Origin of the sequence: Streptomyces griseoruber (assembly GCF_001514205.1) — a bacterium.
Classification (GTDB): Bacteria; Actinomycetota; Actinomycetes; order Streptomycetales; family Streptomycetaceae; genus Streptomyces; species Streptomyces griseoruber.
The window spans coordinates 814825-839636 of sequence record NZ_KQ948765.1; the positions used below are offsets into that span (position 1 = coordinate 814825).

Sequence of the window (24812 nt, forward strand, 5' to 3'; positions counted from 1 at the left end):
TCCTCACGGGAGCACGGCCGGGGTCAGGGACACCAGGCCCTCGCGGGCCAGGGTGAAGTTCTGGGTGTACGAGCCGCGCTGCAGGTTGTGCGTCACGGACTTCACGTAGTAGAGGCCGTCGTACGTCAGCCCCGCCCCGCGCACGCCGACCAGCTCGCGCGGCCGCAGCACATGCCCGTACCGGGTGACGTCCAGCTGGCCGGAGCCGCTCACCGCGTCGGACGACTCGACCGCCTTGGCGAGCATCTCGGCGACCGCCTGCGCCGGCTCCTTCTTCGCGGTGTCCGCGATCACCTTCCGTTTCAGCGCCGGCGCCGGCCGGGCCGCGAGCGGCGGCCGCAGCACACTCACCTCGGGCACCGGCAGCAGCAGCGCCACCTTGGTGGCGGGGATCTGGATCCGGGCCACCGGTTGCTCCCGGGCCGAGCCGTCGAACCCGAACGTCATCTGGTCCACGTTGGACAGATGGTCGGAGTTCACGGTCAGCGCGTGCTGCGGGACGCCGAGCCGCAGCTCAGGTCCCCAGTAGCCCTTGCTGATCCCGGGCACCGGCCCGGGGTCGAGGTAGAACACGTACCCGTTCGCCTTGGCCAGCTCGTTCAGGTAATCGAGATCGGTGCCCTTCTGGACGTCCACCCGCTGCGTCGGCAGCGGCGTCTGCGGCACCAGCTCGGGGACGATCAGCGGCACGATCCCGTACTGCGCGTACTGCGCGATGATCGTCGCCACCCGGATCGCCGGCCCCATCGCCGGATACGCCACAGCCTCGCGTTCCTCGAGGTTCATCAGCACCGTCAGGTCCTCGCCGGTCAGCGTCAGCGTCGACTGCCCCGGCACCCCGCTCACACCGACCTCGTGCCGCAGGATGATCCCGTCCATCAGCACCGTCGGTGTCCCCCGCACGATCGCCGTCAGCACCACCCGGGTCGGCGGGTCGAAGAACCCCGACGGCAGCAGTGTCCGCCCGATCAATCCGCTCTTCGACAGGTCGAACGCGAGCTGGAACCCGCTGCGCTGCCCGGCGCTGACCGTGATCTGCGCCGACAGCAACGCCTCGGTCACCGCCTCCGGCGCGGGCACCGCGATCTGCCGCCCCATCATCAGCAACAACCGAACGGGCACTTCAGCCATCCGTCCCCCTCTCCTCTCCGTACACCGGGCCCTTGCGACCCGGCCCCTCTCCCTTGGCCGGGCCCTTGAGGCCCGTCGTCCCGTCAGCCGGTCCGGTCCGGCAGCGTGATCCGCAGTACCCGGCCCGGGGTCCGGGTCAGGTCGGCCGGATCCATGACGGGGTTCGCGTCCGCGATCCGCCACCACTGCTCGGCGTCGCCCAGGTACCGGTTCGCCAGGTTGTCGGCGCGGTCCCCGTCGGCCACCACGTGCTCGTCGATCTGCACCAGCCGCTCCGGCGGCGGCAGGATCCGCCGCGGCGTGTACGGGATCTCCCGCCCGTCCTCCGTCGTGTGCACCGACTGCCCGATGCCGTGGTACCTGCTGGTCCGCGGATACGGGTCCGGCGCCGGGATGTCGTCGAGCAGCCCTGCCATGCGCTTCCCCCTTCGTCTTCGTCGTTCGTCTTCGTCGTTCGTCTTCGTCGTTCGTCTTCGTCGTTCGTCTTCGTGGTTCGTTTCGTCGTTCGTCGTTCGTCGTTCGTCGTTCGTCGTACGAGGCTCAGATGCCGGTCAGTCCGAGCTGTGCGAGCCGGCCCGCGGCGAGCTGCCCCGCCAGGCGTTCCTTCTGTGCGAGGTGCGCGAGATACAGCTCCGCGCCGCGGTGCCCGGCGGGCAGGTCGCTGACCGTCAGCAGCCGCAGCCCGACCCCGAGCGTGGCCCGGATCGGCTGCAACTGCTGGTCGAACGCCTCCTCGGTGACCGAGAGCTCGGTCAGCCGGACCGGCACGACGCGTCGCGGGCCCCAGACGAACAGCGTCAGCGGCTGCTCGACGGGCGTGATCTCGAGCATGCCCAGACCGGCCAGCCGGCTGTTCGCACGCACCTGCGCGGCCGGCGGTTGGATCAGCATCTCCAGTGCCGCCAACTGCGGGTGGATGCCGAGCGGCGCCGGCACGGTGAGCTGGTCGGTGGCGTCCAACTCGGCGGTGAACTTCCACGACTCGACCGCCGGCCCCTTCAACCGCAGCGCCTCGGTCCGGTCCCCCTGCTGCTCCCCACCGCCCGCCTGCGGCGCGATGCTGCGCTCCAGCGAGTCCGGATTGAACTGCAGCACGATCACCCGCTGCGGCGTCCCCCGCTCGGGGTCCACGATCACGATCCCGGCCTGCACCGGCTTGGGGAGATCCGCGTACCGGGTCATGAGCCGACCTCGAACTCGTCGAACGCCCGCAGCGTCGCCCGGGCGAGATCCCTGATCTCCTGCTCGGCGTCGTTCCGAGCGAGTTCCTCCAGCGTTGGCCGGTACTCCGCCACGGGCGAGTACGCGCAGGCACGGATGCCGATCGCGCGCATCGCCGGCTCGCCGGATCGCATCGCCCCCGTGATCAGGTCATAGAACTCGTGGTCGAATTCCATCGGAGCTCCCAGACCGGCACGCAGGATCGCGCGCCCGCGCGCAGGACCCTCGTCGTGCCGGGCGGCCTCGCGCAGCAACTCGTCCCTCGACCAGAGGTCGAGGGATCCGGTCAGATCCGCTTCAAGGCGCTCGACCCGAGCCCTGTCCCTGCCCGCGAGGTAGACGTATCCCTCGTTCAGGACGTGATCCTCCTGGAACTGAAAGGTCACCGGGCCGTCCGTGGCCCAGACCACCTCGAGCTCCGCACCGCGCTCGGGATCCGCGACGTCACGAGCGATCAGGTCCCAGTCGCGCTCGGCGGCGAACCGTTCCGCAACGGTCTCTCCGTCATCCGCGCGGAGCACATACCGTGGTGTGGCTCTCGGACCAAAGATTGTCATCGCGAGCCCACTTCCCTTCGAACGGAGCTTCTCTCGGTCGGCGTCAGAGCGTAGATATCGAACAAACGTTCCTCGATAGCCTTCTCGAGACGTTTCTGGACGTCTTTCGCCGATGTGTCGTCGTCCGTGACGATATTGAGCGTCTCGACCCAGAGCTTGACGACATTGATCTCGGCCTGCGCGAGCTCACGGGCCCCCTTGGGCGCGTCGTCCAGGCTCTTGCCGGGGTCGGCGAGCACCTTGTCGAGGTCGCGGGCGCTTTGCTGGGCGCCCTGCGGCGCCATCGGAAGGTCACGGGTCACGCGTTCCAGATCGGGCATGCCCTTGTCCCGCGGGGTGCTGGCCACGGTGTCCAGCGCGAGAGCGGACGTCGCCAGCGCCGCAGGGTTCCTGCGAGCCTCGGCGTGCACGATCCAGGTGGACAACTCGTCGGAGACTCCGGCCTCCGACCCAGCCGGTGTCCTGCCCCCCAGTCTGGCCAAGGCACCCATCGCGATGCGCCGCTGCTGACGGGGGTCAGTCCCGGCGATCTTCTCCGACAGCTCCGAGTATCTCAGCGCACGCAGCCTGCGGGACTCCGGATCCTCCATGAGAACCAGTTGGTTCTGCGGATCCGCACCGACCTGAATGCGCTTCTTCGAAACCGGCTCGGTGATCCACCGCCCGCCCTGCTTCCGTTTCACGTCGTGGCTGTAGCCATGCCCTTCGTCCAGATAGCGAATGATGCTCTGCGTGGCGGGATTGGCCTTGGGATCGCGATCGATCACAGCCTGCACGTCATGTCCGCGAGCACCCGGCCGCACCTCGATGAGTTCGCGCTGCTTCTTCACCGGGAGTTGTGCCTGCTCCTGCGGAGTCAGGCGGCGTTTGGTCTGGCTGTGCGCCTTGGTCCGTTCCACGTGCGGCGATCCCGAGCGGCGGCCCTCCTCGATGATCGCTCGGGCAACCCGGTGCAAGTGGCTGACCAGCGCCTTCGGGTCGAACTCGATGCCCGCGATCACCGCGGTCACCGGGTTGAGCCAGGCCTTGACGTCGAAGTGCCGTCCGGCTGACGCGGCCAGGTCCGAGAGCCGGTACCACGCTCGCAGCCCGAGCAGGACCCCGCTCATGATCCTCCGGCCGATGCCGCGGTCGAGCAGTCGCTTCACCGTCGGTCGGATCCGCGCGACGATCCGCGCCAGCCGGGCGTCCTTGGACTCCTGGGGCTTCTTCTTCCTGTCCCGGCGGTTCTGCCTACGCCGGTCCGCGACCTTCTTGCGCCAGTCCCTGAACTTCTCCTTGCCCTTGGCCACCAGGTTCTTGAGCTTGCGGGCGCTCGCCTTCAGCGCGCGGCCGAGCCTGCTGTTCGCGAGCTTGCCGCCCAGCCGCTTGATCGTCCGGTTGACCGTCTTCAGCGCGGGCCCGACCACCCGGCCGACCGCGCCCGCCGCACGTCGTACGCCGTCCGCCGCCCCGCGCAGACCGCTCCGGGCCGCGGCGCCCACCCGACGCGCGCCCGAACGCACCGCCCGCGCGCCCGCGGTGACGCCGCGCCTGACCGCGCGGGCGGTGGCGACGGCACCGCCCTTGACGGCCGTCACCCCGCGCCGTACCGCCTCGCGGGCGGCGTTGACCGCCCGGCCGGCGGCCTTCTTGACGGCGCGGGCGCCGCGGCCGAGACCCTTCATGATCTTCTCGGCGATGCCCTTGAGCTTTGTGCCGACGCCCTTCAGGGCCCTCCCGATCCGCGCCATCAGGAAGTTCGTGATGAACTCCAGCAGCGCCACCGCACCGGCCGCGACGGCGTTCGCGAAAAGGCACGCCGCCGCCACACCACCGGCCTTCACCGCCTTCAGGAAGGTCAGGAACGCGCTGAACGCGGCGATGACCTTGCTGATGCTCTGGTAGGCCGCCATCACGCCCTGGGCGATCGCGATGATGCCGCCGGCGGCCGGGACGATCAGGCCGATCAGCTTCTCGATGACGATCGAGATGATCATCGCGGGCAGCGACTTCACGATCGCCTGCCAGGCCATCCTGCCGATCTGCGCGACCGACATGCAGCCCTTCACCAGCACGTTCCACAGCAGCTTGCCGATGCCGACGACGGACTCGACCTTCTCGTTGAACCACGCCTTGACCGCGGTCCTGATCGCGCCCCAGAGGAAGGTGCGGACGCCCTCCTTGGCCGCGGCGCCGAGCTTGCGGATCCAGCCGATCGGGTCCGGCGCGATGTCCTTGACCAGGGCCGCGACCTCCCCCAGCAGCTTGATCGCGGAGTCGACGAACTCGATCGCCTTCATCACGACGCCGCGGACCACCTCGACGGCCGCGAGCAGCAGTTTCTCGTACACCCGCAGGACCGCGACCAATGCGCCGGCCAGCGCGTCGATGAGCGCGTTGACCGCCTTCTTCAGCCGGTCGGCGAGCTGCTGCACCTTGGCGACGGCGGCGTCGCGCATCGAGACGATCGCCTTGCGCATCTTCTCCGCGATGCCGGGGAAGACCGTGCCGATCACGCTCACCACGGCCAGCAGCACGTTCGCGAGGCCCTTGATGATGCCGGTGATCGCCTTCGCGGCCAGGTCGATCAGACCGTTGACCGCCTTCTTGAAGCCTTCCTTGATCGCGTCGATCGCCCTGACCGCCAGGTCGAACAGGCCCTTGATCACCGAGACGAGCGCGTCGAACGCCGCCTTGACCTTCGACTTGACCCAGCCCCACCAGCCGGAGGACTCCTGCTTCTTGGCCTCGCGCTCCTTGCGGGCCTTCTCCTCGGCGGCCTTGCGCTCCCGCCCGATCCGCTCGTTGTCCTCGTTCCTGCGCTTGTCGATGTCGGCGTCGGCCTCGGTCTTCTTCGCACCGGCGTCCTCGCGGGCCTTCGCGTGCGCGCCGGTCGCGGTCCTGGTGTTGTCCTCGACCGCCTTGTCCTGCTCGTCACGCCACTCGCCGCGCCGGCCGGCGGCGTCCTCGCGTGCTTCCTGGCGTACGGCGGCCTGCTGGTCGCCGTTCTCCGCGATCGCCTGCTGGACCTGGGCCCGGTTGTCCGCCCTCGCCTGGTCGGACTGGTTCTGCCTGTCCTGCCGGGCCTGGCCCATCCGGCCCTGGCCGTCGGCGAATCCCGCCTGGATCTGCGGGCCGCGTTCCTGTACGGCGACCGCCGACACCGTGTCCGGATCCGTCCCGCCGGCTCCCGGACCGCCTGCCGCAGCGGGCGCACCGCCGGCGGGCGTGCGGCCGGGCACCGAGGCGGTGAGCGTCTCCCCGGGCGCGTCCGGGTAGATCCGGTCCTCGCCGAGCCCGACCGCCGCGTCCTGCCGGCCGAGCGCGTGCGTCCGGTTGATGCGGTCCTCGGTCTGCCGGTGCTGCTCGTCGGCGAGCGCCGGGTCGGTCCCGCCCTCGAGCCTGACCCTGGGCGCGGCGCCGACGGTGGTGTACAGCCGGTCGTCAGTGGTGGGGACGCCGTTGACCGCGCCCTGGAGCTGCTGGATCTCGGCGTCACTGGCCTTGTCCTCATGGCCCCCGGCCACGACCGGTTCCCTGACCCGCATCGCGGGGTTCGGGGTGTTCGCGGTCGGGGGCGGATGGGCCTCGCGCTGCGCGGCGAGCGTCCGCGGGGTCACCTCCGTCATCGGCTCGACCGCGGTGGACACCGGCTCACCGGTCTGCGGGGCACCGGTCTGTGTCCGAGGGGCGCCGCTCGGGCGTTCGAGCGTCGGCGGGGCGTCCCGGAGGTCCTGGTGCTCCTGGCCGACCGTGGTGCTCACGGCCTGGTCGACGCCGCCGAGTGCCTGCGGCATCCGGGCCGGTGGCTGGGACGAGATCGTCGCGAGCGCGGCCGTCGGCTCCTGGCCGGAGACGTCCGGCGGCTGCGCCTGCGGCTTCCTCTCGGCCGGGGCCGGTGCGCCGCCCCCGCCCCCGCAGCCGCCTCCCTGGGCGTCGGTCTCCGTCGTGGCCGCCGGCGCTCCGGCGCATCCGCCGCCGCCGGTCTCCAGCGAGCCCTCGGGTCCGGCGCCGGGAGCGGCACCCTCGGGCCCCGGCTGTCCGGGCGCCGCCGACTGCGCTGCCACGGGGCCGCCGCCGGGTGCGGCCTCCGCGAGTTGCGGGTCGCCCGGCATCGGTTCGGTGGGCCGCGGCTCACCCGGGACACGCGCGCCCGGCCCGAGTGCCGTACCGCGCGATACGGCCGAGGTGCCGGCGGGACCGGGGCCGGCGCCGTCCGCTTCCCGGCCGAGCGTCTCAGGTCCGGTCGCCGGGCCGACGGAGTCCCCGGCGACCGCGGGCGCGGCCGTGGCGGGTGCGGCAGCCGGCGCCGCCGAGGCCGGACCGGCAGCGGTCGCGGCAGGTTCGGCGGCGGCCGGTGCCGCGGTGGCGGTCGGGGTGGCCGGGGTGGCTTCGGCCGGCCCGCCGGACCCGCCCACGGCCGCGGTGGCCTCGACCGCGGACGCCGTCCCCGGCGAATCGGACGCGGCCTCTTCGCCCTCGGCCTGAACCGCCCTGTCCTGTGGGGCCTCAGCGTCCGCGCGCTCCAGCTCGGGCTCGGCGGCCTGCTCGGCCTGCTCGGCGCGGTCCAGATCCCGCGGCTCGGCCTCGACCGGCGGTGGCGCGGGCATGCTCGGCAGCTCGCGCGGCCTCGGCGGCGTGGTCCCCTGCGCGGCCTTCAGTTCCTCGTCGGCGGTCGGCACCGCGGACAGGTCCGGGTCGGTCTTCGGTACCGGGTCCGGCGCCGGCCTGTCCGCTCCGGCCTCCTGCTCGGCCCGGTCGGCGGCCTGCTGCGGCGGTTCGGGCTCGGCGGCCGCCTCCGGCGCCGGCACCTCGGACTCCGCACCGGCCTCGGTGTGGAGCGGCTTCTCCTGCTCCGGCGGTTCGTCCCGCCCGCCCTTCTCCTTCGCCAGCCCGTGCCGGGCGAGCGGGCCCTGCGGGTCGTTCGCGGCCTCCTCCGCACGGTCCTCGCGCACCGGGTCCGCGCCTGAGCCGCCGACCGGGGCGGCCGTCCCGACCTGGGCACCGACGACGGGCGCCTGACCGATCGGCTCCGGCCCGGCCCCGTCCGTCCCGGCCCCGGGTGCGGCCACCGCCGGTGGCTCGGCCGCACCGCCCGCCGCTGCCTGCGCCTGAGCCGGCCGGTCCTCGGCGGCGGGCTGCTCCTCGCCCTCCGCCGCCGGCCGCTCACCCTTCTCGGTGGCCTTGCGGTGCTCCTCGTCCTCGCGCTTCTGCCGGTCCTCCTCGGCGGAGTCCTTGCGGCGCTGGTCGTCGAACGCCACACCCTTCTCGCGCTCGGCGTCCCGTTCGTCCCGCTCGTCCTTGCGTGCCGCGTCCTGCCCGGCCCGCTCCCGGTCCTGGTCCTCCGCTCCCTGCCGCTCCTCGTCCCGTCCGTCGCGGTCCAGGTCCGCGCGGCCCCGCTCGTCGCCCGCCTTCTGCTCGGCCCGGTCGCGCCGCTCGGTCCGCTCCCGCTCGGCCGGCTCCACCACGGGCTCCGGTACCACGGCGGTGTCCACCGGCGTGCCCGCGGACGTCTCGGCCGCGACCACCAGCTGCTCGACCCGCAGGTAGTCGGCCGACGGCAGCCGCTGCCGCAGCCGGTCCAGTACGGCGGACCGCAGCTCCGGCGCCAGCCGTACGAGCTGCTGCCGTACGCGCCCCGCCGCGTCCGCCGGGTCGCCCCGCAGCGTACGTTCCACGCCGGCGACGATCCGGTCCACCAGCGCCGCCGGGTCCAGCTGCTCGGCCCGCAGCTGGGACACGTCGACGCTGATGAACCGCAGCCACGACACCGGCTGCGCGCCCCGTTCCGTCACCGCCCGCTCGCCGCCGCCCCCGGCCGCCGCGCTCCGGTCGCCGTAGGCACGGTCCACCCGTTCCTCGGCCTCGCGCTCGACCCCGTCCAGCGGTCGGCTCAGCGTGCCGTCCTGCCGGCCGAGCCGCAGTCGGCCGGGCGCGTCCGGCATCTGCACGGTGTGCAGGAGCTCGTGCGCGAGCAGCCGCAGTCCCTGGGCGGTCTCCGGGCGGTACCTACCCGCGGCGAAGAAGATGTCCTGGCCCACGGCGACGGCGTCCGCGCCGACCAGCGCGGCCAGCGCGGCGGCGTCCCGGTCGCTGTGGATCCGGACCGCGCTGAAGTCGTGACCGAGCCACTCCTCCATCGCGCGCCCGACCCCCGGCTCCAACGGCTTCCCGGCCTGCGCGAGCACGGCGTCCGGCGACGGCGGTGTGCGTCGTGCCCACTTCTCCCGCAGCGGCGTGGACCGTTTCGCGCGCTTGCGGCGGGGCGGCTCCGGCTGCTGCTGCCGTACCGGCGTGACGGCGCTCATCGCACCAGCTCCCGGTGCACGGCACGCGCCAGCTCGCGCCCGAGCCGCCGCGGGGACGTGGTGGCGGGCAGCGGACGCAGGCCGCCCAGCACGTCGTACGACACGGACTCGGCGGTCGGCGGCTGCTCGGTCAGCAGCCGGGTGAGCTCACGGGTGAAGGCGCGCGCGATCCGGTCCGCGTCGGCGCGTCGCACACCGTCGACGCCGCGGATCACCAGCTCGTCCACGTGCAGGCTCACACCCATCCGGCCACCTCCGTGGAGGTGACCGAGCGCTCGAGCTTGGCGTACTCGGTGTGCGCGGCGGCGAGCAGATGCCGCATCCGTACCTCGGTGCCCTCGTCGGCGGCCAGGAAGGCGGCCGACAGCGCGATGTTGCGGATGCTGCCGCCGGCCACCGTCAGCTGCGCCAGCCGCTCGACCGCGACCCCGTCGACCGGGACCTGGGGCGGGATCACCCGGCGCCAGATCTCGGCCCGCTCGGCCACGTCCGGGAACGGGAAGTCCACCACGAACCGCAGACGCCGCAGGAACGCGTGGTCCAGGGCCTTCTTCTGGTTCGTGGTCAGGATCGCCAGGCCCCGGTACGACTCCATCCTCATCAGCAGATAGCTGACCTCGAGGTTCGCGTACCGGTCGTGCGAGTCCTTCACCTCGCTGCGCTTGCCGAACAGCGCGTCCGCCTCGTCGAAGAGCAGCACCGCGCCGCCGCGCTCGGCCGCGTCGAAGATCCGGCGCAGGTTCTTCTCGGTCTCGCCGATGTACTTGCTGACCACCTGGGACAGGTCGATGACGAACAGGTCCAGCCCGAGCGCGCCCGCCACCACCTCGGCGGCCAGTGTCTTGCCGGTGCCGCTGCCGCCCGCGAACAGCGCGGTGACGCCGAGCCCGCGCCGCAGCACGTCCTCGAAACCCCAGTCCTGGTAGACGGTGGCGCGCTGCCGGACGTGCGCGACGATCTCGCGCAGGATCCTGCGCTGCCGCTCCGGCACCACCAGGTCGTCCCAGCCCGCCCCCGGCTCCACCAGGCGGCCGAGCTCGTCGAGCGCGATCCGCGCGTGCGCCAGGCCCGCCCGCCAGGCCGCCGCCCGCAGGTCGCCGCCGGCCTTGCGGGCGACCGCGCCGGCGGAGCGGATCACATGCCCGGGCAGGCTGAACTGCGCCACGAGTCCCGCCACGTCGACGTCGCCGCCGCGGCCGTCCAGCTCGGCGCGCCACAGCTCGCGCTGCTCGGCCTGCTCCAGCGGCTCGACGACCAGCTGCGCGCGGTGCGTCGCGGCCGCGGTGAGCGGGTCCTGGCCGGACAGCACGACCGGCACGCCGAGCATCGCCACGAACGCCTCCGCGGCCGCCGCCTGTGTCGTCTCGGAGACCTCGACCAGCAGCACGGCGGGCAGCAGGACGCCCTCGCGCTCCCAGAGCCGGGCCAGCACCGCGCGGTCCGCGGGCTCGGCCGGCAGATCGGCCGCCGACAGCGTGAACGTCGCGAAACCGGCCGCCAGCGCCGCGGTGGCCGTCACTTCGCGCCGGGTCTGCAGGTCGCCACCGGACAGCGCCGCCACCCGGTCGGTGCTCACCGCCGCCGCCAGTTCCGCCGCCAGCCGCGCTTGTGACTCCGGCAGACGGCCGGGTACGGCGGTGCGCGCGACCAGTCCCTGCAGCCGCGGCTCGACCTGTGAGACTCCCAGCAGGAAGTGCAGCACCCGCTCGTCGATCCGCAGCCGCGCGGTGGTCAGCACCCCCTCGTCGGCGACCTCCACGAGCCGGTACCGGCGCAGCGGCGCGTCCGGCGTCAGCGCGCTCCAGTGCGGCTCGGCCAGCGCGGCGAGGGCCAGCGAGAAGGTGGGGAACTCCCGCCCGCCCGCCGCCGCACAGCGCGCCGCCGCCGTCGGCCCCAGCTCCATGGCCGCGCACAGCACCAGCAGGTCCCGCTCGAAGGAGGTCAGCCCGAAGCAGGCGACCACCGTCGCCAGCGAGCCTTCGTCGTACGACGGAGGCTCGCCGCGGCCGTCCTCCGGGGTCCCGCCGTCACCGGCGTCCGCCGCCGCGTGCCGGGACCGGCGCCGCCGCCGGACGGCGGCGCCGTCGGCCGCGTTGTCGGCCGCGTTGTCGGCCGCGGCCCGGGCGTGCGCGTCGAGGCGGGCGAGGACGTCGGCCACGGCCGCGGCCATGACCGCCGCGTCGACCTCGCGCCCGTCGTCGTGCATCAGAACTCCACCGCCGGCGTGCGCAGGTCCTCGGCGACCGCCGTGTCGACGCCGTCGATCCGCACCCGCAGCAGATAGCTGCCGGCGGCGACGCCCTCCGTCGCGACCTCGACCGCCTTCGCATTCCGCGGACCGGGCAGCGGGTACGCCGCGTCGAAGTGGTGGCTGCCGGGCCCGTCGAGCTCGTCCAGGAGCACCGACACCCGCTGCCGGTCGCCGACCGCGATGTCCAGGGTGGCGAGGACCCGGCCGTCGGTGACCTCGGACGCGGTCACGGTGGCCTGCCGTGCCATCGCGATCTCGTTCGAGTCGAGGATCCGGACCGAGTCGCCGAGGGCGACCTCGTGCAGCACCCGTACCGGGTGCACCCCCGGGGTCAGGCCGGCGGGCGGGGTGAACACCACCCGGCCGTCGTCGACGGCGGACGGGTCCACCGGCTCGCCGCCGGCGTCGACGGTGACCTTCTCGCCGTTCAGGTCGTGCCCGGTCAGCACGACCTCGTGGCCCACCGGCACCGGTCCGGGCCGCGGCTCGGCGTCCGAGCCGGCCGGGCGGCTGCGCAGCTCCTCCACCACCGGGCGCCGGCCCGGGACCACCCGGACCCGGTGTTCCTGGACCGGGCGGCCGGCGGCCGGCGTCCGCCGGCTCTCGAGCAGCAGCAGTGACGCCTCGAACGCGATCGACGGCGTGTACGGCGTCTGGATCAGCATCGACCACAGCTTCGACAGGTCCTCGAGATCCATCTTCGACGGCGTCAGCCGGACGGCCTGCGGCGACGCCGCGAGGTCGGCGCCGGCCAGGAACGCCTGCCCGGCGGCGGTCTCCAGGTCGTGCGCGGACAGCGCCGGCTGCTCGTGCAGCGTGCGCGCCACCGAGCCCAGCAGTGCCTGCGGCACCAGCTGGGTCTCGTTGCCGTAGCAGCTGATCAGGTAGTGCAGGTCGTAGGCCGCCGTGGGCCTCCGCAGCAGCCGCCCGGCACCGTCCCGGGTGGGCGTGTCGGCGTTGCGCCGGGACGCGTTCGGGGTGATCCGGTAGCAGAACACCGTGATGGTCGGCTCGGTCACGGGCTCGCTCGGCGGCCTGCGCGCCTCCACCTGTACGGCGTAGGGCACGTCGGACTGCACGGAGCGGGCCAGCAGGCCGCGCAGCGCCTCCGTGGCCTGGGCGATCGCCAGGTAGTTGCTCACCTCGCCTCCCGCCGGTCCAGGAAGGCCGCCAGGCCCACGGCCGGCTCGGGACGTCCGGTCCGGCCGTCGCGTTCCCGCTTCGGTTCGGGCGCGGCTGTGGTCACCTCGAGCCGGCCGATGGTGATCTGGACCGACGGCTCGGCCGGTGCGGCCTGCGCCTCGCGCCGCCGGACCTCACCGGCGGTCCGTGGCGCGGAGGGAAGGGCCGCGGACCTCGTCGGTGCGGCGGCCGCGGGCCGGACGGACGGGGTCCGCGCCGGGGTGTCCGCGACGGGTCGTCGATACAACGGCTGTTCCACGGCCTCCGCGGCCGCGGCCGCGGAGGGCACGAGTCGCTCCACGACGCTCCGCAGGACATCCGGCGCGGCGCCCTGCTCCCGGCTCGGCGCCCCCGGGGACACGGTGCGCACCGTCTCGATCGACCGCAGGGTCCGCTCGATCCGGCTCAGCACCGACGGTCGGGGCGCGGGCGCTGCCCGCTGCGGGCCGGCCTGTGCCGTCGCCTGTCGTGCTGCCGAGGCCTCCGGCACCGGCCGTGACGGGGCGGCGGCGTAGGTCTCGGCCTCGGTCTCGGTCGGCGCCGCGGCCGGCAGCCGCTCGTACGGCATCGCCGTCCGCGGCCGTGCCAGCGGCGCCACGGCGTCCGGCCGGCTCACCGTCCCCGTGCGGGCGAGCAGCCGGTCGAACAGGTCCGGTGTCCGTGTCTCAGCCATGTCCGGCCAGCTCCAGGTAGTAGCGGCGGCGCAGGGGTGAGAGCGCCAGTACGTCGGGTTCGGTCCACCCGTAGCTGGAGGCCAGCGCATGTACGTCGGCGAGCGTCGTACGGGCCCAGGAGTCCAGCTCGTCCCACAGATAGGTCGCGATGTCGAGCTGTGTCCGCACCTGCTCCCCGCAGTCCGGGCATGCCATGGCGAACGAGATGTCGGCCGCCGGATCCGCCGCCGCCACCGCCTCGGCGAGCAGGTGGACGACGCGCTCCGGCAGCCGGTCCGCGGGTACCGCCCGGTCACCGCGCCGCGCCTCGAGCACCAGCCGGGCCGCGAGCCCGCGTCGTGGATCCTCCGCGGCCCGGTCCCGCACCGCGAGCAGGTCGGCGGGCGTCGGCAGCCGGAACCGGACGGTCCAGTCGCCGTCGGTCAGCGGCTCCGGCTCGGTCGCGGGCGCGGGGGCCGCCAGGCCGGTCGCGTCGACGTCGAACTCCAGGTCCGCACCGCACGCCGGGCAGCCGATCCGGACCGACAGGACGTCGCCGAACAGCGCGGCGCGCAGGCCGAGCAGTTCGGCGTCCCGGGTCCCGACCGGAACGCCGAGCAGTTCGTCGGCCGTCCGCCCGGGCCGGGCGAGCGCGTGCAGGAGTACCGCCCGCTGGGCCGAGGAGGCGGGCAGCGTGAGCCCGATCTCCCAGGCGGCGAGCAGCTCCGTCGGGGCAGCCACCTCGCGCCCTTACGGAATCTGGTACGACGGCTCGGCCGGCTCGGCGACCTCCAGGTCCCGCTCCCAGCCCTCGCACTCGAGCTTCAGGTGCTGGATCGCGACCGCGTTCGCGTTCGCGTCCATCTCGCCGAGCACCTGGTACTCCGACGGGAACGCCCGGTACACCTTGTACGCGAGCGCCACCTGCCCGGCCTCGTTGAGGACCTGGATCACGATGTCCTTGCGGAAGTCCTTCAGCGAGGACTCGCTGCCGAGGCCCTGGCCGACCATCCAGACCTTGTTCGCCCAGCGGTCGAACTCCGGGTCGTGGGTGACGCCGCGCTCGATGGTGATCGCCTCGAACTCGGTCCGGCCGGCGGATTTCCTCGGTGAACTGGGATCGCCGCCGTTCCGGTGCTTGATCACCTCGGTCGTCCTTTTCAGCGGGCTGATCTTGCTGCACCCGGCGACGGTCTTTCCGTCCCAGAGCACCAGGAACTTGAAGTTCTTGTAAGGGTCGAACCGCTGCGCGTTGACAGTGAACTCTGCCATTTTGAATTCCTCACACCTCGATCCGGCCGGCCATCTGCTCGATCTTCACCACGACGAACTCGGCCGGCTTCAGCGGCGCGAAACCGACGATCACATTGACGATGCCGCGGTTGATGTCGTCCTGGGTGGTGGTGTCCTTGTCGCACTTCACGAAGTAGGCCTCGCGCGACGCGGTGCCCTGGAACGCGCCCTGGGTGAACAGGGTGTGCAGGAAGGCGCCGACGTTCAGCCGGATCTGGCCCCACAGCGGCTCGTCGTTGGGCTCGAACACCACCCATTTCAGGCCGCGGTAGAGGCTCTCCTCGAGCATGAACGCCAGCCGCCGGACGGGGACGTACTTCCACTCCGAGGCGAGCGCGTCCGCGCCGAGGAGGGTGCGCGCGCCCCAGACCACCGGGCCGACGATCGGGAAGCTCCGCAGGCAGTTCACCCCGAGCGGGTTGAGCAGGCCGTTCTCGGCATCGGACATCCTGACGCTCATCGAGCGCACGCCGGTCAGCCGCACATCGGTGCCGGCGGGCGCCTTCCACACGCCGCGCTCGGCGTCGGTCCTGGCCATCAGCCCGGCGATCGCTCCCGACGGCGGGAACCTGCGCAGCCGTCCGGTCAGCGGGTCGGTCATCGTGATGTGCGGGAAGTACAGCGCCGCGTGGTCGCTGCGGACCGCGTCGTACGCCGGCAGCCCGGTGCGGGCCTGCTCGATGGTGGTCCACTCCGGCGGGCTGTCGACGATCAGCAGCATCCGCTTGTCCTCGCAGAGCTCCACAGCGGTGGCGATCACGCCGATCGCGTCACCCGCGTAGTCCTGCCCGGCCAGGTCGGGAAGGCAGAGCAGGTTGACGTCCGGCACCTCCCGCAGCGCCTGCATACCGGTCTTGTCGGCCTCGCTGCCGCGGAACTCGGCGTCCGTCGGCGGGTCGCCGTCGTCGCCGTCCTCCAACGCGTAGGCGGTCGCGTGCGCCGTGGTCAGGCCGAGCGCGTTCGCCACCTCGCCGGTGAGCGTCATCGTGGCCCCCGCCGTCCCGGCCAGCACCTGCAGCCGCTTGCCGGCCACGTCGACGTCCGCCCTGGTGAAGGCCCTGTCGGGCGACGCCGCTCGCAGTCTGCGCTCCAGCAGCAGGCCGAGCGCGGTCAGTGACGCGGGCTTGGTGTCGGAGGCGGTGTAGAGCGTGATCTCGACCGGTTCGACGCCTCCGACGGCCGCGGTGAGCTTCTTGCCCGCCAGGTCCGGCAGCGTGTCGACCGGTGCCGAGACCGTGCCGGAGAAGTCCGGCACCGCCTCACCGGTCGCCTTGACGTCGATGTACGACGACTCGTTGACGACGGCCTCGACGAAGCGCGGCGCGTCGGGGCTCATCGACAGGTTGCGGTAGCGCTCCAGCACCGCTCCGGAGGCGTCCAGCACGCGCAGGCCGAACGTGTCGTCGGTCGTGCCCGGGTCGATCGCGACCCGCAGCCCGTTGCCCCAGTCGCTGGCGTCGCGCGAGGTCACCGTCAGTGCCTTCGGCTCGCCGCCCGCCGCGATGTCCTTCGACGCCGGCTCGGCGCCCTTCGCGACCCGGACGACGACCGCGACCGAGCCGCCCGCCAGGAAGAACTGCTGCACCGCGTAGCTCAGCAGGCTCTTCGTGTCCAGGCCGCCGTACTGCCGCTCGAAGTCGGCGAAGCTGGTGATCGTCACCGCCTCGTCGATCGGCCCGCGCCGGGTCGCCCCCACGAACGCCGTCACCGACGTCGTCACCGCGGTGATCGTGCGGACCGCGCTCGACAACTCCTCGATGTACACCCCGGGATACGAGACAGACGTCGCCATACCCTCTCCATTCCCCTTTGTGTTTTAGGCATGGAGGCACGCAGCGACGGCCCCCCAGGCAATGCACTGAAAAATCGCGCGTGAATACGCGAAGGAAAGCGACGATCAGAAAGAAGATTCCCCTGCCCCGTACCCCTCCCCCGAGAGATTTGTGTCGACCTATATCGACCGACACCATAAGTAACATGCACACAGCGTCAGGGTCAACCACTCATCGTAATTTCCATGATTAGCCGAGGTCATTGCGCAACTACCTGACAACCCGACTTTATAATCAATTGCGATCTTGCCTTCGATGCGCGGCGCGCCGTCAGAGCAGTCCGCGTTCCCGTGCCCGGCGTACCGCGTCGTGGCGGCGGTTGACCCCGAGCTTGCGGTAGGCGCTCTTGAGGTGGGTCTTGACCGTGTTCACCGACACATACAGATCCGCCCCGATCTCCTCGGTGGACATCATCATCGCCAGCCGTCGCAGCACATCGCGCTCACGTCCGCTCAGCTCCTCCACGACCACCGGGGGCGCATCCTCGGCGGGCGGCGGCGGGGGCGCGCCGGGGGTGAGCCAGCCGCCGGCCAGTTCCTGGAGGGGGCCGGTGCGCAGGAGGGGCCGCAGCCAGGGGCCGGTCTCCAGGAAGGGCCGGCGCAGCCGGTCGCGGCGCGCCTCGCGCAGGGCCCGGGCGACGAGCCGGCGCGCGGCGGCGGGATCGCCGCTCCGCTCGGCGGCCCGGGCCCGCACCAGCGTGGCCCGGACGGTCACCGCGGGCCCGCAGTGGTCCTCGGGGCGCGTCCGGTCGAGCAGCTCGACGGCAGCGCCGGGCTCCCCGGCGGCCAGCCGGGCCCGTGCCTCCTCCACGGCACACGCCAGCTGGTCCTCGGGCACCTCGCGCAGCAGGCGTACGGCGGCCTCGGGCCGTCCCTGGGCGAGATGCGCGGCGGAGGCGACCAGCGCCGACTGCCCCGCCGCCCAGGGCGAGACGACTTCGGCGGTGACGGCCGGCCGCACCGCGTCGAGCGCGCCCCGGGTGTCGCCGCGGGCCAGACGCAGCCGGGCGGTGGCGAGAGCGCGGCCGGCCTCCATCACCGGGTCCCGCAGTGCCGGGTGCGACTCGGCCGCCGCGTCGAGCAGGGCCTGCGCCTCGTTCAGTTCGTTGCGGTCGACGGCCACCGCGGCCAGGACGAGCAGCCCGATGCCGGAGCCGGCCGACCGGGGCAGTCCGAACCGTTCCGTCTCGGCCATCGCCGCGCGGGCCTTGCGCTCGGCCCGGCCGGCCCAGCCGTCCAGACAGTCGATCAGGGCCAGCCGGCCGAGGGCGTCCTCGCGCAGCAGCGCCGTCGAAGCTCCGCCGGGACAGTCGGCGGCGGGGGTGAGGGCGGCCCGCGCCTCCTCGAACCGCCCGGCCCACAGCCGGGTCGAGCCCAGATGGGTCAGCAGCAGCGCGGTGAGTTCGGGGTGCTTGGCCAGCAGATGGGCGGGGACCTGTCCGCGTACCTTCTCGGCGTCCGCCGCGGCCGCCTCCGCCCGCGTCGGCGAGCCGGTCAGCCGGGCGGCGGAGGCCTCCAGCAGGGCGCAGCTGAGCCGGGCGGCGGCCTCGTCGGGGACGGAGGCGTCGCCCGGCGAGCCGCCCGCCTCCCGAGGATCCGCGTCCGCAGGGGCCGTACCCGGAGAGCCCGCGTCCGCGGAGCCCGCCGCCTCCCTCTCCGCCAACGCCCGCTGCGCCTCCCGCAGATGAGCCAGCCCGTGTTCCAGATCGCAGCGCGACAGGTCCCGGGCCGCCCGGACGAGTTCCGTCGCCGTGCTGCCGGCCTCGGGGCCCATGTGGGAGAACAGCTCGACGAACTCGTCGGAGCGCAGACCGGTGAAGAGCTGGCCGATCGCGAGGTCGTCGACGAGGGCGCTCGCGGTGAACTCCCAGTCGCCCGCCGCCGCCCCGTGCCCGAGGGTCTCCGTGAGCAGTCCGGACCGCCCGAACCAGTGGGCGGCCCGCAGATGGAGCTCCGGCTCCAGACCGGGCGCGCGCACCCGCAGATGGGCCCGCAGGATCTCCCCGAACAGCGGGTGGAGGCGGTACCAGGCGTGCCCGAGGTCCTCGACGAACGCGTTCTCCCGGTGCAGCCCCGCCAGGATCGGCTCGGAGTCGGCACGCTCGGTCAGGGCGTTGGCGAGCTCGGGACAGAGCCGTTCGAGGACGCTGACCCGCAGCAGCAGGTCCTGGACCTCCGGGCTCTGCTGCTTGAGCACCTCCGCCAGCAGGAAGTCGGCGACGGTGCTGCGGTCGGCCTCGAACTCCTTCAGATACGTCTCCGGATCCGGGCTCTCCTGCGCGGCGAGGGCGCACAGGCGCAGCCCGGCGGCCCAGCCCCGGGTCCGCTCCACCAGCGCGCCGGCCGCGGGCAGGGGAAGGCGCAGCCCGTGCAGTGCGAGCAGTTCGGCCGTCTCCTGCGGGGTGAAGGCCAGCTCCGCGCCCCGGATCTCGGTCAGCTGCCCGGCGGCCCGGTAGCGGTGCAGCGGCAGCAGGGGTTCCGTGCGGGTGACGAGGATCAGACGCAGACCGCCGCCCGCGTGGTGCAGGACGAACTCCAGTTGCTGGGCGATGTCGGGGTCGCGTACCTGGTCGTACTCGTCGAGGACCAGGGTGACGGGCCGCTCGCGGGCGCTGAGGTCGGCGGCGAGCCGCGCCAGCAGGGTGTGGGTGACCCGGCTGGCGTCCGCCGGGCTGCCGACCCCGGAGGGCGGCGGCACCCCGGCGGCCCGCAGCGCCTGGAGCAGATACGCCCAGAACATGCCGGGGCCCTGGTCGGCGGCCTCGGTGGTGAACCAGGCGACGGACGGCTCCCGCTCGGCGGCCCAGTCGGCGACCAGCAGGGTCTTTCCCGCGCCGGCGGAGCCGTTCACCATGGTCAGCGGGGTGCTCAGGGCCTGGTCGAGATGCCCGAGCAGCCGCTTGCGGCGCAGAAACGTCGCGGGCCGCGCGGGGATCGCGAACCGCGTCCGCAGATAGGGATCCCCCTGCGGATCGGCCCCCGGAGCCGTCCCGCCCGGGGCGTCGGCTCCCGGAGCCTTGGGCTCCGCACCGTCTTCCTCGAACCCTGCCATGCGCTCACCGCCCGGTGTCGATCGTGGGTAGCGCTCGCCTCCTCCAGCATCGCAGGGACCGCGCTCCCGCGCAGCGGGAGGAAACCGCAGGTCAGATGCCCGCCGCCGGGCGCCTGGCGCCACCGGGCCCGACAGTGGCGGTCCCGGGCGGCCCGGAAGAACCGGTCCACGCGTCCTCGATTGGCCTTGGCCGGCGGCTCCGCCGGCCCCCTACCGTCACCGCCATGCGGATGCGAATCGTCGACGCCTTCACCGACCGTCCCTTCGCCGGAAACCCGGCCGGGGTCCTGCTCCTCGACGCCTTCCCGGGCGACGACCGGCTCCAGAACGTGGCCCTGGAGGTCAACCACGCCGAGACGGCCTTCGCCCACCCGCTCCCGCCGGGCGGCGAGGCGGACTGGGCGCTGCGCTGGTTCACCCCCGTCGCCGAGGTCGACCAGTGCGGCCACGCCACCCTGGCCACGGCCCACGTCCTGTTCGGCACGGGCGCCCACACCGGCCCGGTGCGGTTCGCCACCCGCAGCGGCGTCCTCGTCGCGACCCCGGCCGAGGACGGCTCGATCACCCTGGACTTCCCGACCGCTCCGCTCACCCCGGTCGAACTGCCGGACGGGGTCGCCGAGGCCCTGGGCGCCGAACCGCTCACCGTCCTCGACACCGGTCCCCACCTGGGCGACCTGCTGGTCGAGCTGGCCGACGAGAAGACCGTGCACGCCCTGCGGCCGGACCACGGGGCGCTCGGCGCCCACTCCCGGCGCGGCATCATCGCCACGGCCCGCGCCGAGAACCCCGCCCTCGGCTACGACTACGTCTCCCGCTGCTTCTTCCCGAACCTCGGCATCGACGAGGACCCGGTCACCGGCAGTGCCCACACCGCGCTGGCCCCGTACTGGAGCGAACGGCTCGGCCGTACCGCGCTCACCGGCCTCCAGGCCTCCCCCCGCTCCGGCCGCGTCCGCACCGAACTGCGCGGCGAGCGGACCATGCTGACCGGCCGCGCGGTGACCGTCATCGAGGGCGAGCTGCTGGCCTGGTGAGCGGTCGGCGGCTCAGGCCGTGGGCAGCCAGGACACCTTCCCCGCCAGCAGCGCGTACCCCACGAACGCGCCGATGTCCAGCAGCGAATGGGCCGCCACCAGCGGCCCCACCCGCCCCCAGCGCCGGTACAGCAGGACGAACACCACGCCCATCACCATGTTGCCGATGAACCCGCCGATGCCCTGGTAGAGGTGGTACGACCCGCGCAGCACGGCACTGGCCACCAGCGCCGTGCCCGGCGTCCAGCCGAGCTGTCCGAGGCGGCGCAGCAGATAGCCGACCACGATGACCTCTTCGAGGATCGCGTTCTGGAGCGCCGACATGATCAGCACGGGGTACTTCCACCACACGTCCGGCAGGGCCTCGGGGACGACGGTGAGGTTGAAGCCGAGCCCGCGGGCCAGCAGGTAGAAGGCGATGCCGGTGCTGCCGATGACGGCCGCGACACCGGCGCCGCGCCCCAGGTCCCACCAGGGCCGGCTGCGGTCGAAGCCGAGCGTCCGCAGCCCGCTCTGGCCCTCCCGCACCAGGAGATGCGCGACGAGCGCCACCGGGACCAGCGCCGAGGCGATCCCGAAGAGCTGCCAGGCGAGGTCCAGCCAGGGCCGCCCCGGCGCGGCCGAGGCGTTGAGCGTCGCCGCCTGGTCCTTCAGCCCGCCCGGCTTGGTGACCGATCCGATGAAACTGATCAGCGCGGACACTCCGCTGGCACCGAGCGAAAGCCCCAGCACAAGCAGCGTCTCGTCCCGGAAGATCCGCCGAGACGGCCGCTCGTCGTACACCTCGCCCACCCGCACACCCGCTTCCGTTCAAGGGACACAACAGCTTGCCCGATGCCACGAAAGCAAGGAGAACCGCCCCTGGCCCAACGGCCGACGCGCGCATGCCGACCTGAAGGGGCGCGGGGAACCGCGCGGTCAACCCCCATCGCCCCGCACAAGGCACTCAGGCCCGCGCGCCCCCGAACCTCACCGCACTCCCACCACCTCCGGCAACCCCACGGGCCACGTGTGCACCGGCTCCCCCGCATGCATCAGCTCCGCGTACCGCCGCGTGGTCGCGGCCAGCGCGGCGTCCCGCGACAACCCCGACTCCACGGCCCGCCGAAACGTCGCCACCTGCCACGTCGCCCCGTTCACCCGCCGCCGGCACCGCTCCTCGATCACCCCGAGGTAGTAGTCCCGATCGGCCGGCTCCACCCCCCACGCGTCCAGCCCGGCCTCCGCGAGCGGCAGCAGTTCCTCCCGTACGAGACTGACCGCGTCCACCTCGCCCACTCCCCCGAGCCGCCCGCGCCGCGGCCACTGCAACCGTGCGTCGATGCCGTACCGGCAGGCCGCGTCGAAGTTCGCCTCGGCCGCCTCGAACGGCAGCCGGGACCACACCGGCCGCGCGTCCTCGGCGAGGGCGCGGACGACGCCGTAGTAGAAGGCCGCGTTGGCGATCACGTCGGTCACGGTGGGCCCGGCGGGCAGCACCCGGTTCTCCACCCTGAGGTGGGGGACGCCGTCGGCGATGCCGTACACGGGCCGGTTCCAGCGGTAGACGGTCCCGTTGTGCAGGACCAGCTCGGCCAGCGAGGGGACCCCGCCCGCCTCCAGCACCTCCAGCGGATCCTCCGCGTCGCACAGGGGCAGCAGCGCGGGGAAGTAGCGCAGGTTCTCCTCGAACAGCTCGTACGCCGAGCCGATCCACCGCTCCCCGAACCAGGTCCGCGGCCGTACGCCCTGCGCCTGGAGCTCGGGCGGCCGGGTGTCGGTGGCCTGTGTGAACAGCGGGGGCCGGGACTCGCGCCACAGCTCGCGGCCGAACAGGAAGGGCGAGTTGGCGCCCACGGCGATCTGCGCGGCGGTGACGGCCTGCGCCGCGTTCCACACATCGGCGAAGCGGGCCGGGGTGACCTGGAGGTGCAGTTGCACGGAGGTGCAGGCGGCCTCGGGGACGATCGACTTCGAGGTGCACGACAGATGCTCCACGCCTTCGATGTCGAGGGCGAAGTCCTCGCCCCGGGCAGCCACGATCTGGTCGTTGAGGAGGGCGTAGCGGTCGACGTCGGAAAGATTGGTGGAGACCAGATCGTCACGGTCGAGGGTCGGCAGAATACCGATCATCACGATTCCCGCGTCGACCTCGCCCGCCTTTCGATGGGCATATGCCAGTGACGTACGAAGTTCCTCGGCGAGCCGGTCGAATACCCGCCCGCCCAATCGGTGTGGAGCTATGTTGACTTCCAGGTTGAACATGGCGAGTTCTGTTTGGAAATCTCGGCTCGCGATCCGTTCGAGCACTGCGCCATTCAGCATTCTCGGCAGGCCGTCGGCGCCCGCGAGATTCAGCTCGATCTCAAGCCCCATGAGGTTCTTCGGCCGGTCGAAGCGCTTCTGGGCCAGAAGCCGCTCCAGCCCCGTCAGGCACCTTCGGAGCTTGTCGCGGTACTGCTGCCGATCGGACAGGTCGAACGCGCCCGCCACGACCTTCTCCCCCATCGAAGCGTCCCTCCTCGCATGGGCGGGCCGGTCATCCGGCCGCCGGTCTCCCGGGTCAGGTGGGATGATGCCCAGCCGGACCGATCGATAACGTCCCCGTCGGCTCCCGCCACCCGCTAGGCTGACCGGAAGCGCCCGGACTGACCGGAGGCACATTCACGGGGCAAGCGGCGGACCACTCTTTCACTAACTCCCGGAACTCGCACTCGGGAACTCGTGAAAAAGTCCGACGAGAATGGGCCGACCATAGCGTGCGCATAACCCGAGGTCATCGCGGCGCCCGCCGCCCTGAATCGGGATGATTCACACGTATCGCCGACCGAATGGACTCTTGTCGGGTGTCCCGGAATCGGCTAGACGAAACACAGTCTGAACACGCGTCGTATAAACTCCTCGCACAAGGCGGAGAAGGTGGGCCCCGCGGTCGGAGGAGCCTGTCGTCCAGGTGGCGGCAGGCCGCTTGCGCACCCCGGCTGTCCGAAGACCCCGGCCCCTGCCTCTCCGACCTTCACGAGAGCTAGCTGACAGCGCCGTCCGCCCCCGCCCTCGCGCCACCGCCTGTGAATGAGAGGCGACCCATCATGCCGCTGCACGTCCCTCCGGCTCCCGCGCCCGCCCTTCGCTCCGTCCTCACGGCCCTCGGTTCCCCCACCGCGGTCCGTGAGGCCCGAACTCCGTCCCTGCGCTCCGCCCAGGACGAGGCCACCCCCGAACTCCCGCTGCCGCTGCACGTCCTGGACCGGATCACCCCCGAGGGCGTGTCCGCGACCCGGCTGGCCGGCTGGCGCTTCCTGATCCGTTGCGGCGACCGGGCCGTGGCAGCGGCCGAGACCCGGCTCACCCCGGACGGCTGGGCGTTCTCCCATTTCTTCGAGGGCCCCTACATCGCCTCCACCGAACGCGCCCTGCGGCAGGCCGAGTCGGCGACCCAGCCGTACCAGGCGCGGCTGCTGTCGGTCCCCGGGCTCTACATGCTCACGCTCTGGCTGCACGGCGACACCGAATCCGACGGCACCACCGGTCATCCCGCGGCGACCGATCTGCTGGTGCCGCTGGCCCCGGCGCCGCCCGGGATCGCCGCCCATCGCGCCCACCGCGTCGCCGAGTTGCTCCCGGTGCTGACCCTGCGGGTGCCCCCGTCGGCGCCGCCGCCCCTGCTGGGTTCGCCCGCCTGACGCCGTACCGCGGACCCGCGGACAGCAGTCGCCCGTACCCCGTACCCCGGCACCACGGCCCGGTGCCGGGGTACGGTGCCGTCCGCGGTGTTCGTCCCCGCTTCCCCGTCCGGACTAGCCCTATCCGGCCACGGAAAACCACCCGAAGTGACAGTGCGGTTGAGATGAACCGCCCGCGCGGGTGATGCGTCATGAACCTGTGAGAGGCGGTGCCGCCAAATCCCTGCGGAACGACGTCCGTGGGGCAACACTGGGTTCCGACCGACTTATCACAACGGGGGGCGGCCATGAACGACGTACACGACGCTTCACGCCGCGGGACAGACTCGACCACACTCACCACACACATCACGCCAGAGCGGAAGAACCCATCCATGTGCCAGCACCAGCCGCCGTGCCCGACAGCAACCTCCGCCGACCGGGAGTCCGCCCGGCTCGTGGCGCACCACCCGGAACAGGGCTGGAGCCTGCTGTGCAACGGCGTCCTCCTCTTCGAGGACACCGGTGAGCTCCTGCCGGACGGCCAGGTCATCGCCCCGCACCGGGTCGTGACCGCAGCCTGAGCAGCACCGGACGGCGCGGGACCGCCGTCCGGGGTCTTCGAGGGGCCGGACCGCAGCCAGCCGCTGCGAACCGGCCCCGACGCGTGTCC

Annotated in this window: 18 protein-coding genes; 3 read left to right on the forward strand and 15 right to left on the reverse strand. The window is 72.9% G+C overall.

The window, feature by feature from the left end; genetic code table 11:
* Positions 1 to 3: 3 nt before the first annotated feature.
* From AQJ64_RS11975 to AQJ64_RS12035, 13 genes are all read right to left on the reverse strand, one after another.
* Positions 4 to 1131: a hypothetical protein gene (locus AQJ64_RS11975; RefSeq protein WP_055632206.1), complete on the reverse strand. Its 1128-nt coding sequence runs from the start codon at positions 1129 to 1131 to the stop codon at positions 4 to 6.
* Positions 1132 to 1214: 83 nt separating this feature from the next.
* A complete protein-coding gene (locus AQJ64_RS11980; protein ID WP_055632207.1) occupies positions 1215 to 1547 on the reverse strand; it encodes a tail protein X in 333 nt (110 codons plus the stop codon).
* Positions 1548 to 1671: 124 nt separating this feature from the next.
* A complete protein-coding gene (locus AQJ64_RS11985; protein WP_055632208.1) occupies positions 1672 to 2313 on the reverse strand; it encodes a hypothetical protein in 642 nt (213 codons plus the stop codon).
* Positions 2310 to 2873 (reverse strand): hypothetical protein, encoded by a 564-nt coding sequence (locus tag AQJ64_RS11990; RefSeq protein ID WP_055632209.1) that lies wholly within the window; start codon positions 2871 to 2873, stop codon positions 2310 to 2312. Before AQJ64_RS11990 ends, AQJ64_RS11985 begins: the two co-directional genes overlap by 4 nt.
* A 32-nt stretch (positions 2874 to 2905) precedes the next feature.
* Complete coding sequence (locus tag AQJ64_RS11995; protein WP_055632210.1) at positions 2906 to 9199, reverse strand: eCIS core domain-containing protein; 6294 nt, start codon at positions 9197 to 9199, stop codon at positions 2906 to 2908.
* Positions 9196 to 9438, reverse strand: coding sequence for a hypothetical protein (locus tag AQJ64_RS12000; protein ID WP_157880849.1), 243 nt, complete (start codon positions 9436 to 9438; stop codon positions 9196 to 9198). Before AQJ64_RS12000 ends, AQJ64_RS11995 begins: the two co-directional genes overlap by 4 nt.
* On the reverse strand, positions 9435 to 11405 hold the full coding sequence (locus tag AQJ64_RS12005) for an ATP-binding protein (RefSeq protein WP_055632212.1): 1971 nt from the start codon (positions 11403 to 11405) through the stop codon (positions 9435 to 9437). Before AQJ64_RS12005 ends, AQJ64_RS12000 begins: the two co-directional genes overlap by 4 nt.
* A complete protein-coding gene (locus tag AQJ64_RS12010; RefSeq protein WP_055632213.1) occupies positions 11405 to 12592 on the reverse strand; it encodes a Pvc16 family protein in 1188 nt (395 codons plus the stop codon). The genes AQJ64_RS12005 and AQJ64_RS12010 overlap by 1 nt, the downstream gene beginning before the upstream one ends.
* Positions 12589 to 13305, reverse strand: a complete 717-nt coding sequence (locus tag AQJ64_RS12015) for a hypothetical protein (RefSeq protein WP_055632214.1) — start codon at positions 13303 to 13305, stop codon at positions 12589 to 12591. The genes AQJ64_RS12010 and AQJ64_RS12015 overlap by 4 nt, the downstream gene beginning before the upstream one ends.
* Entirely contained in the window at positions 13298 to 14026 is a 729-nt protein-coding gene (locus AQJ64_RS12020) for a T4 family baseplate hub assembly chaperone (RefSeq protein ID WP_055632215.1), read from the reverse strand. Before AQJ64_RS12020 ends, AQJ64_RS12015 begins: the two co-directional genes overlap by 8 nt.
* Positions 14027 to 14035: 9 nt before the next feature.
* Positions 14036 to 14557 carry a phage tail protein gene (locus AQJ64_RS12025; RefSeq protein ID WP_055632216.1) on the reverse strand — a complete coding sequence of 174 codons (522 nt, stop codon included), beginning with the start codon at positions 14555 to 14557 and terminating at the stop codon, positions 14036 to 14038.
* Between the two features lie 10 nt (positions 14558 to 14567).
* Entirely contained in the window at positions 14568 to 16370 is a 1803-nt protein-coding gene (locus AQJ64_RS12030; RefSeq protein ID WP_055632217.1) for a phage tail sheath subtilisin-like domain-containing protein, read from the reverse strand.
* 310 nt (positions 16371 to 16680) lie between these two features.
* Positions 16681 to 19461, reverse strand: coding sequence for a winged helix-turn-helix domain-containing protein (locus tag AQJ64_RS12035; protein WP_055632218.1), 2781 nt, complete (start codon positions 19459 to 19461; stop codon positions 16681 to 16683).
* 224 nt (positions 19462 to 19685) lie between these two features.
* Between AQJ64_RS12035 and AQJ64_RS12040 the strand changes: the two genes are divergently transcribed.
* Positions 19686 to 20498, forward strand: coding sequence for a PhzF family phenazine biosynthesis protein (locus AQJ64_RS12040; protein WP_055632219.1), 813 nt, complete (start codon positions 19686 to 19688; stop codon positions 20496 to 20498).
* A 12-nt stretch (positions 20499 to 20510) separates the two neighbouring features.
* Here AQJ64_RS12040 and AQJ64_RS12045 read toward each other — a convergent pair whose 3' ends face one another.
* Entirely contained in the window at positions 20511 to 21296 is a 786-nt protein-coding gene (locus AQJ64_RS12045; protein ID WP_055632220.1) for a CPBP family intramembrane glutamic endopeptidase, read from the reverse strand.
* Between the two features lie 171 nt (positions 21297 to 21467).
* Positions 21468 to 22985 (reverse strand): glutamate-cysteine ligase family protein, encoded by a 1518-nt coding sequence (locus tag AQJ64_RS12050; RefSeq protein WP_055632221.1) that lies wholly within the window; start codon positions 22983 to 22985, stop codon positions 21468 to 21470.
* 581 nt (positions 22986 to 23566) lie between these two features.
* Between AQJ64_RS12050 and AQJ64_RS12055 the strand changes: the two genes are divergently transcribed.
* Positions 23567 to 24160: a hypothetical protein gene (locus tag AQJ64_RS12055; RefSeq protein WP_055632222.1), complete on the forward strand. Its 594-nt coding sequence runs from the start codon at positions 23567 to 23569 to the stop codon at positions 24158 to 24160.
* Between the two features lie 374 nt (positions 24161 to 24534).
* Positions 24535 to 24723, forward strand: coding sequence for a DUF5999 family protein (locus AQJ64_RS12060; RefSeq protein ID WP_055632223.1), 189 nt, complete (start codon positions 24535 to 24537; stop codon positions 24721 to 24723).
* Positions 24724 to 24812 lie beyond the last annotated feature (89 nt).

Bases quoted from the DNA above. Each gene is read 5' to 3' on its own strand.
- AQJ64_RS12055 (WP_055632222.1), top strand. From the start codon at position 23,567: ATGCCGCTGCACGTCCCTCCGGCTCCCGCGCCCGCCCTTCGCTCCGTC.
- AQJ64_RS12035 (WP_055632218.1), bottom strand. From the start codon at position 19,461: ATGGCAGGGTTCGAGGAAGACGGTGCGGAGCCCAAGGCTCCGGGAGCC.
- AQJ64_RS11995 (WP_055632210.1), bottom strand. From the start codon at position 9,199: ATGAGCGCCGTCACGCCGGTACGGCAGCAGCAGCCGGAGCCGCCCCGC.
- AQJ64_RS11985 (WP_055632208.1), bottom strand. From the start codon at position 2,313: ATGACCCGGTACGCGGATCTCCCCAAGCCGGTGCAGGCCGGGATCGTG.
- AQJ64_RS12005 (WP_055632212.1), bottom strand. From the start codon at position 11,405: ATGCACGACGACGGGCGCGAGGTCGACGCGGCGGTCATGGCCGCGGCC.
- AQJ64_RS12025 (WP_055632216.1), bottom strand. From the start codon at position 14,557: ATGGCAGAGTTCACTGTCAACGCGCAGCGGTTCGACCCTTACAAGAAC.
- AQJ64_RS11975 (WP_055632206.1), bottom strand. From the start codon at position 1,131: ATGGCTGAAGTGCCCGTTCGGTTGTTGCTGATGATGGGGCGGCAGATC.
- AQJ64_RS12050 (WP_055632221.1), bottom strand. From the start codon at position 22,985: ATGGGGGAGAAGGTCGTGGCGGGCGCGTTCGACCTGTCCGATCGGCAG.
- AQJ64_RS11980 (WP_055632207.1), bottom strand. From the start codon at position 1,547: ATGGCAGGGCTGCTCGACGACATCCCGGCGCCGGACCCGTATCCGCGG.
- AQJ64_RS12040 (WP_055632219.1), top strand. From the start codon at position 19,686: ATGCGGATGCGAATCGTCGACGCCTTCACCGACCGTCCCTTCGCCGGA.
- AQJ64_RS12015 (WP_055632214.1), bottom strand. From the start codon at position 13,305: ATGGCTGAGACACGGACACCGGACCTGTTCGACCGGCTGCTCGCCCGC.
- AQJ64_RS12060 (WP_055632223.1), top strand. From the start codon at position 24,535: ATGTGCCAGCACCAGCCGCCGTGCCCGACAGCAACCTCCGCCGACCGG.
- AQJ64_RS12030 (WP_055632217.1), bottom strand. From the start codon at position 16,370: ATGGCGACGTCTGTCTCGTATCCCGGGGTGTACATCGAGGAGTTGTCG.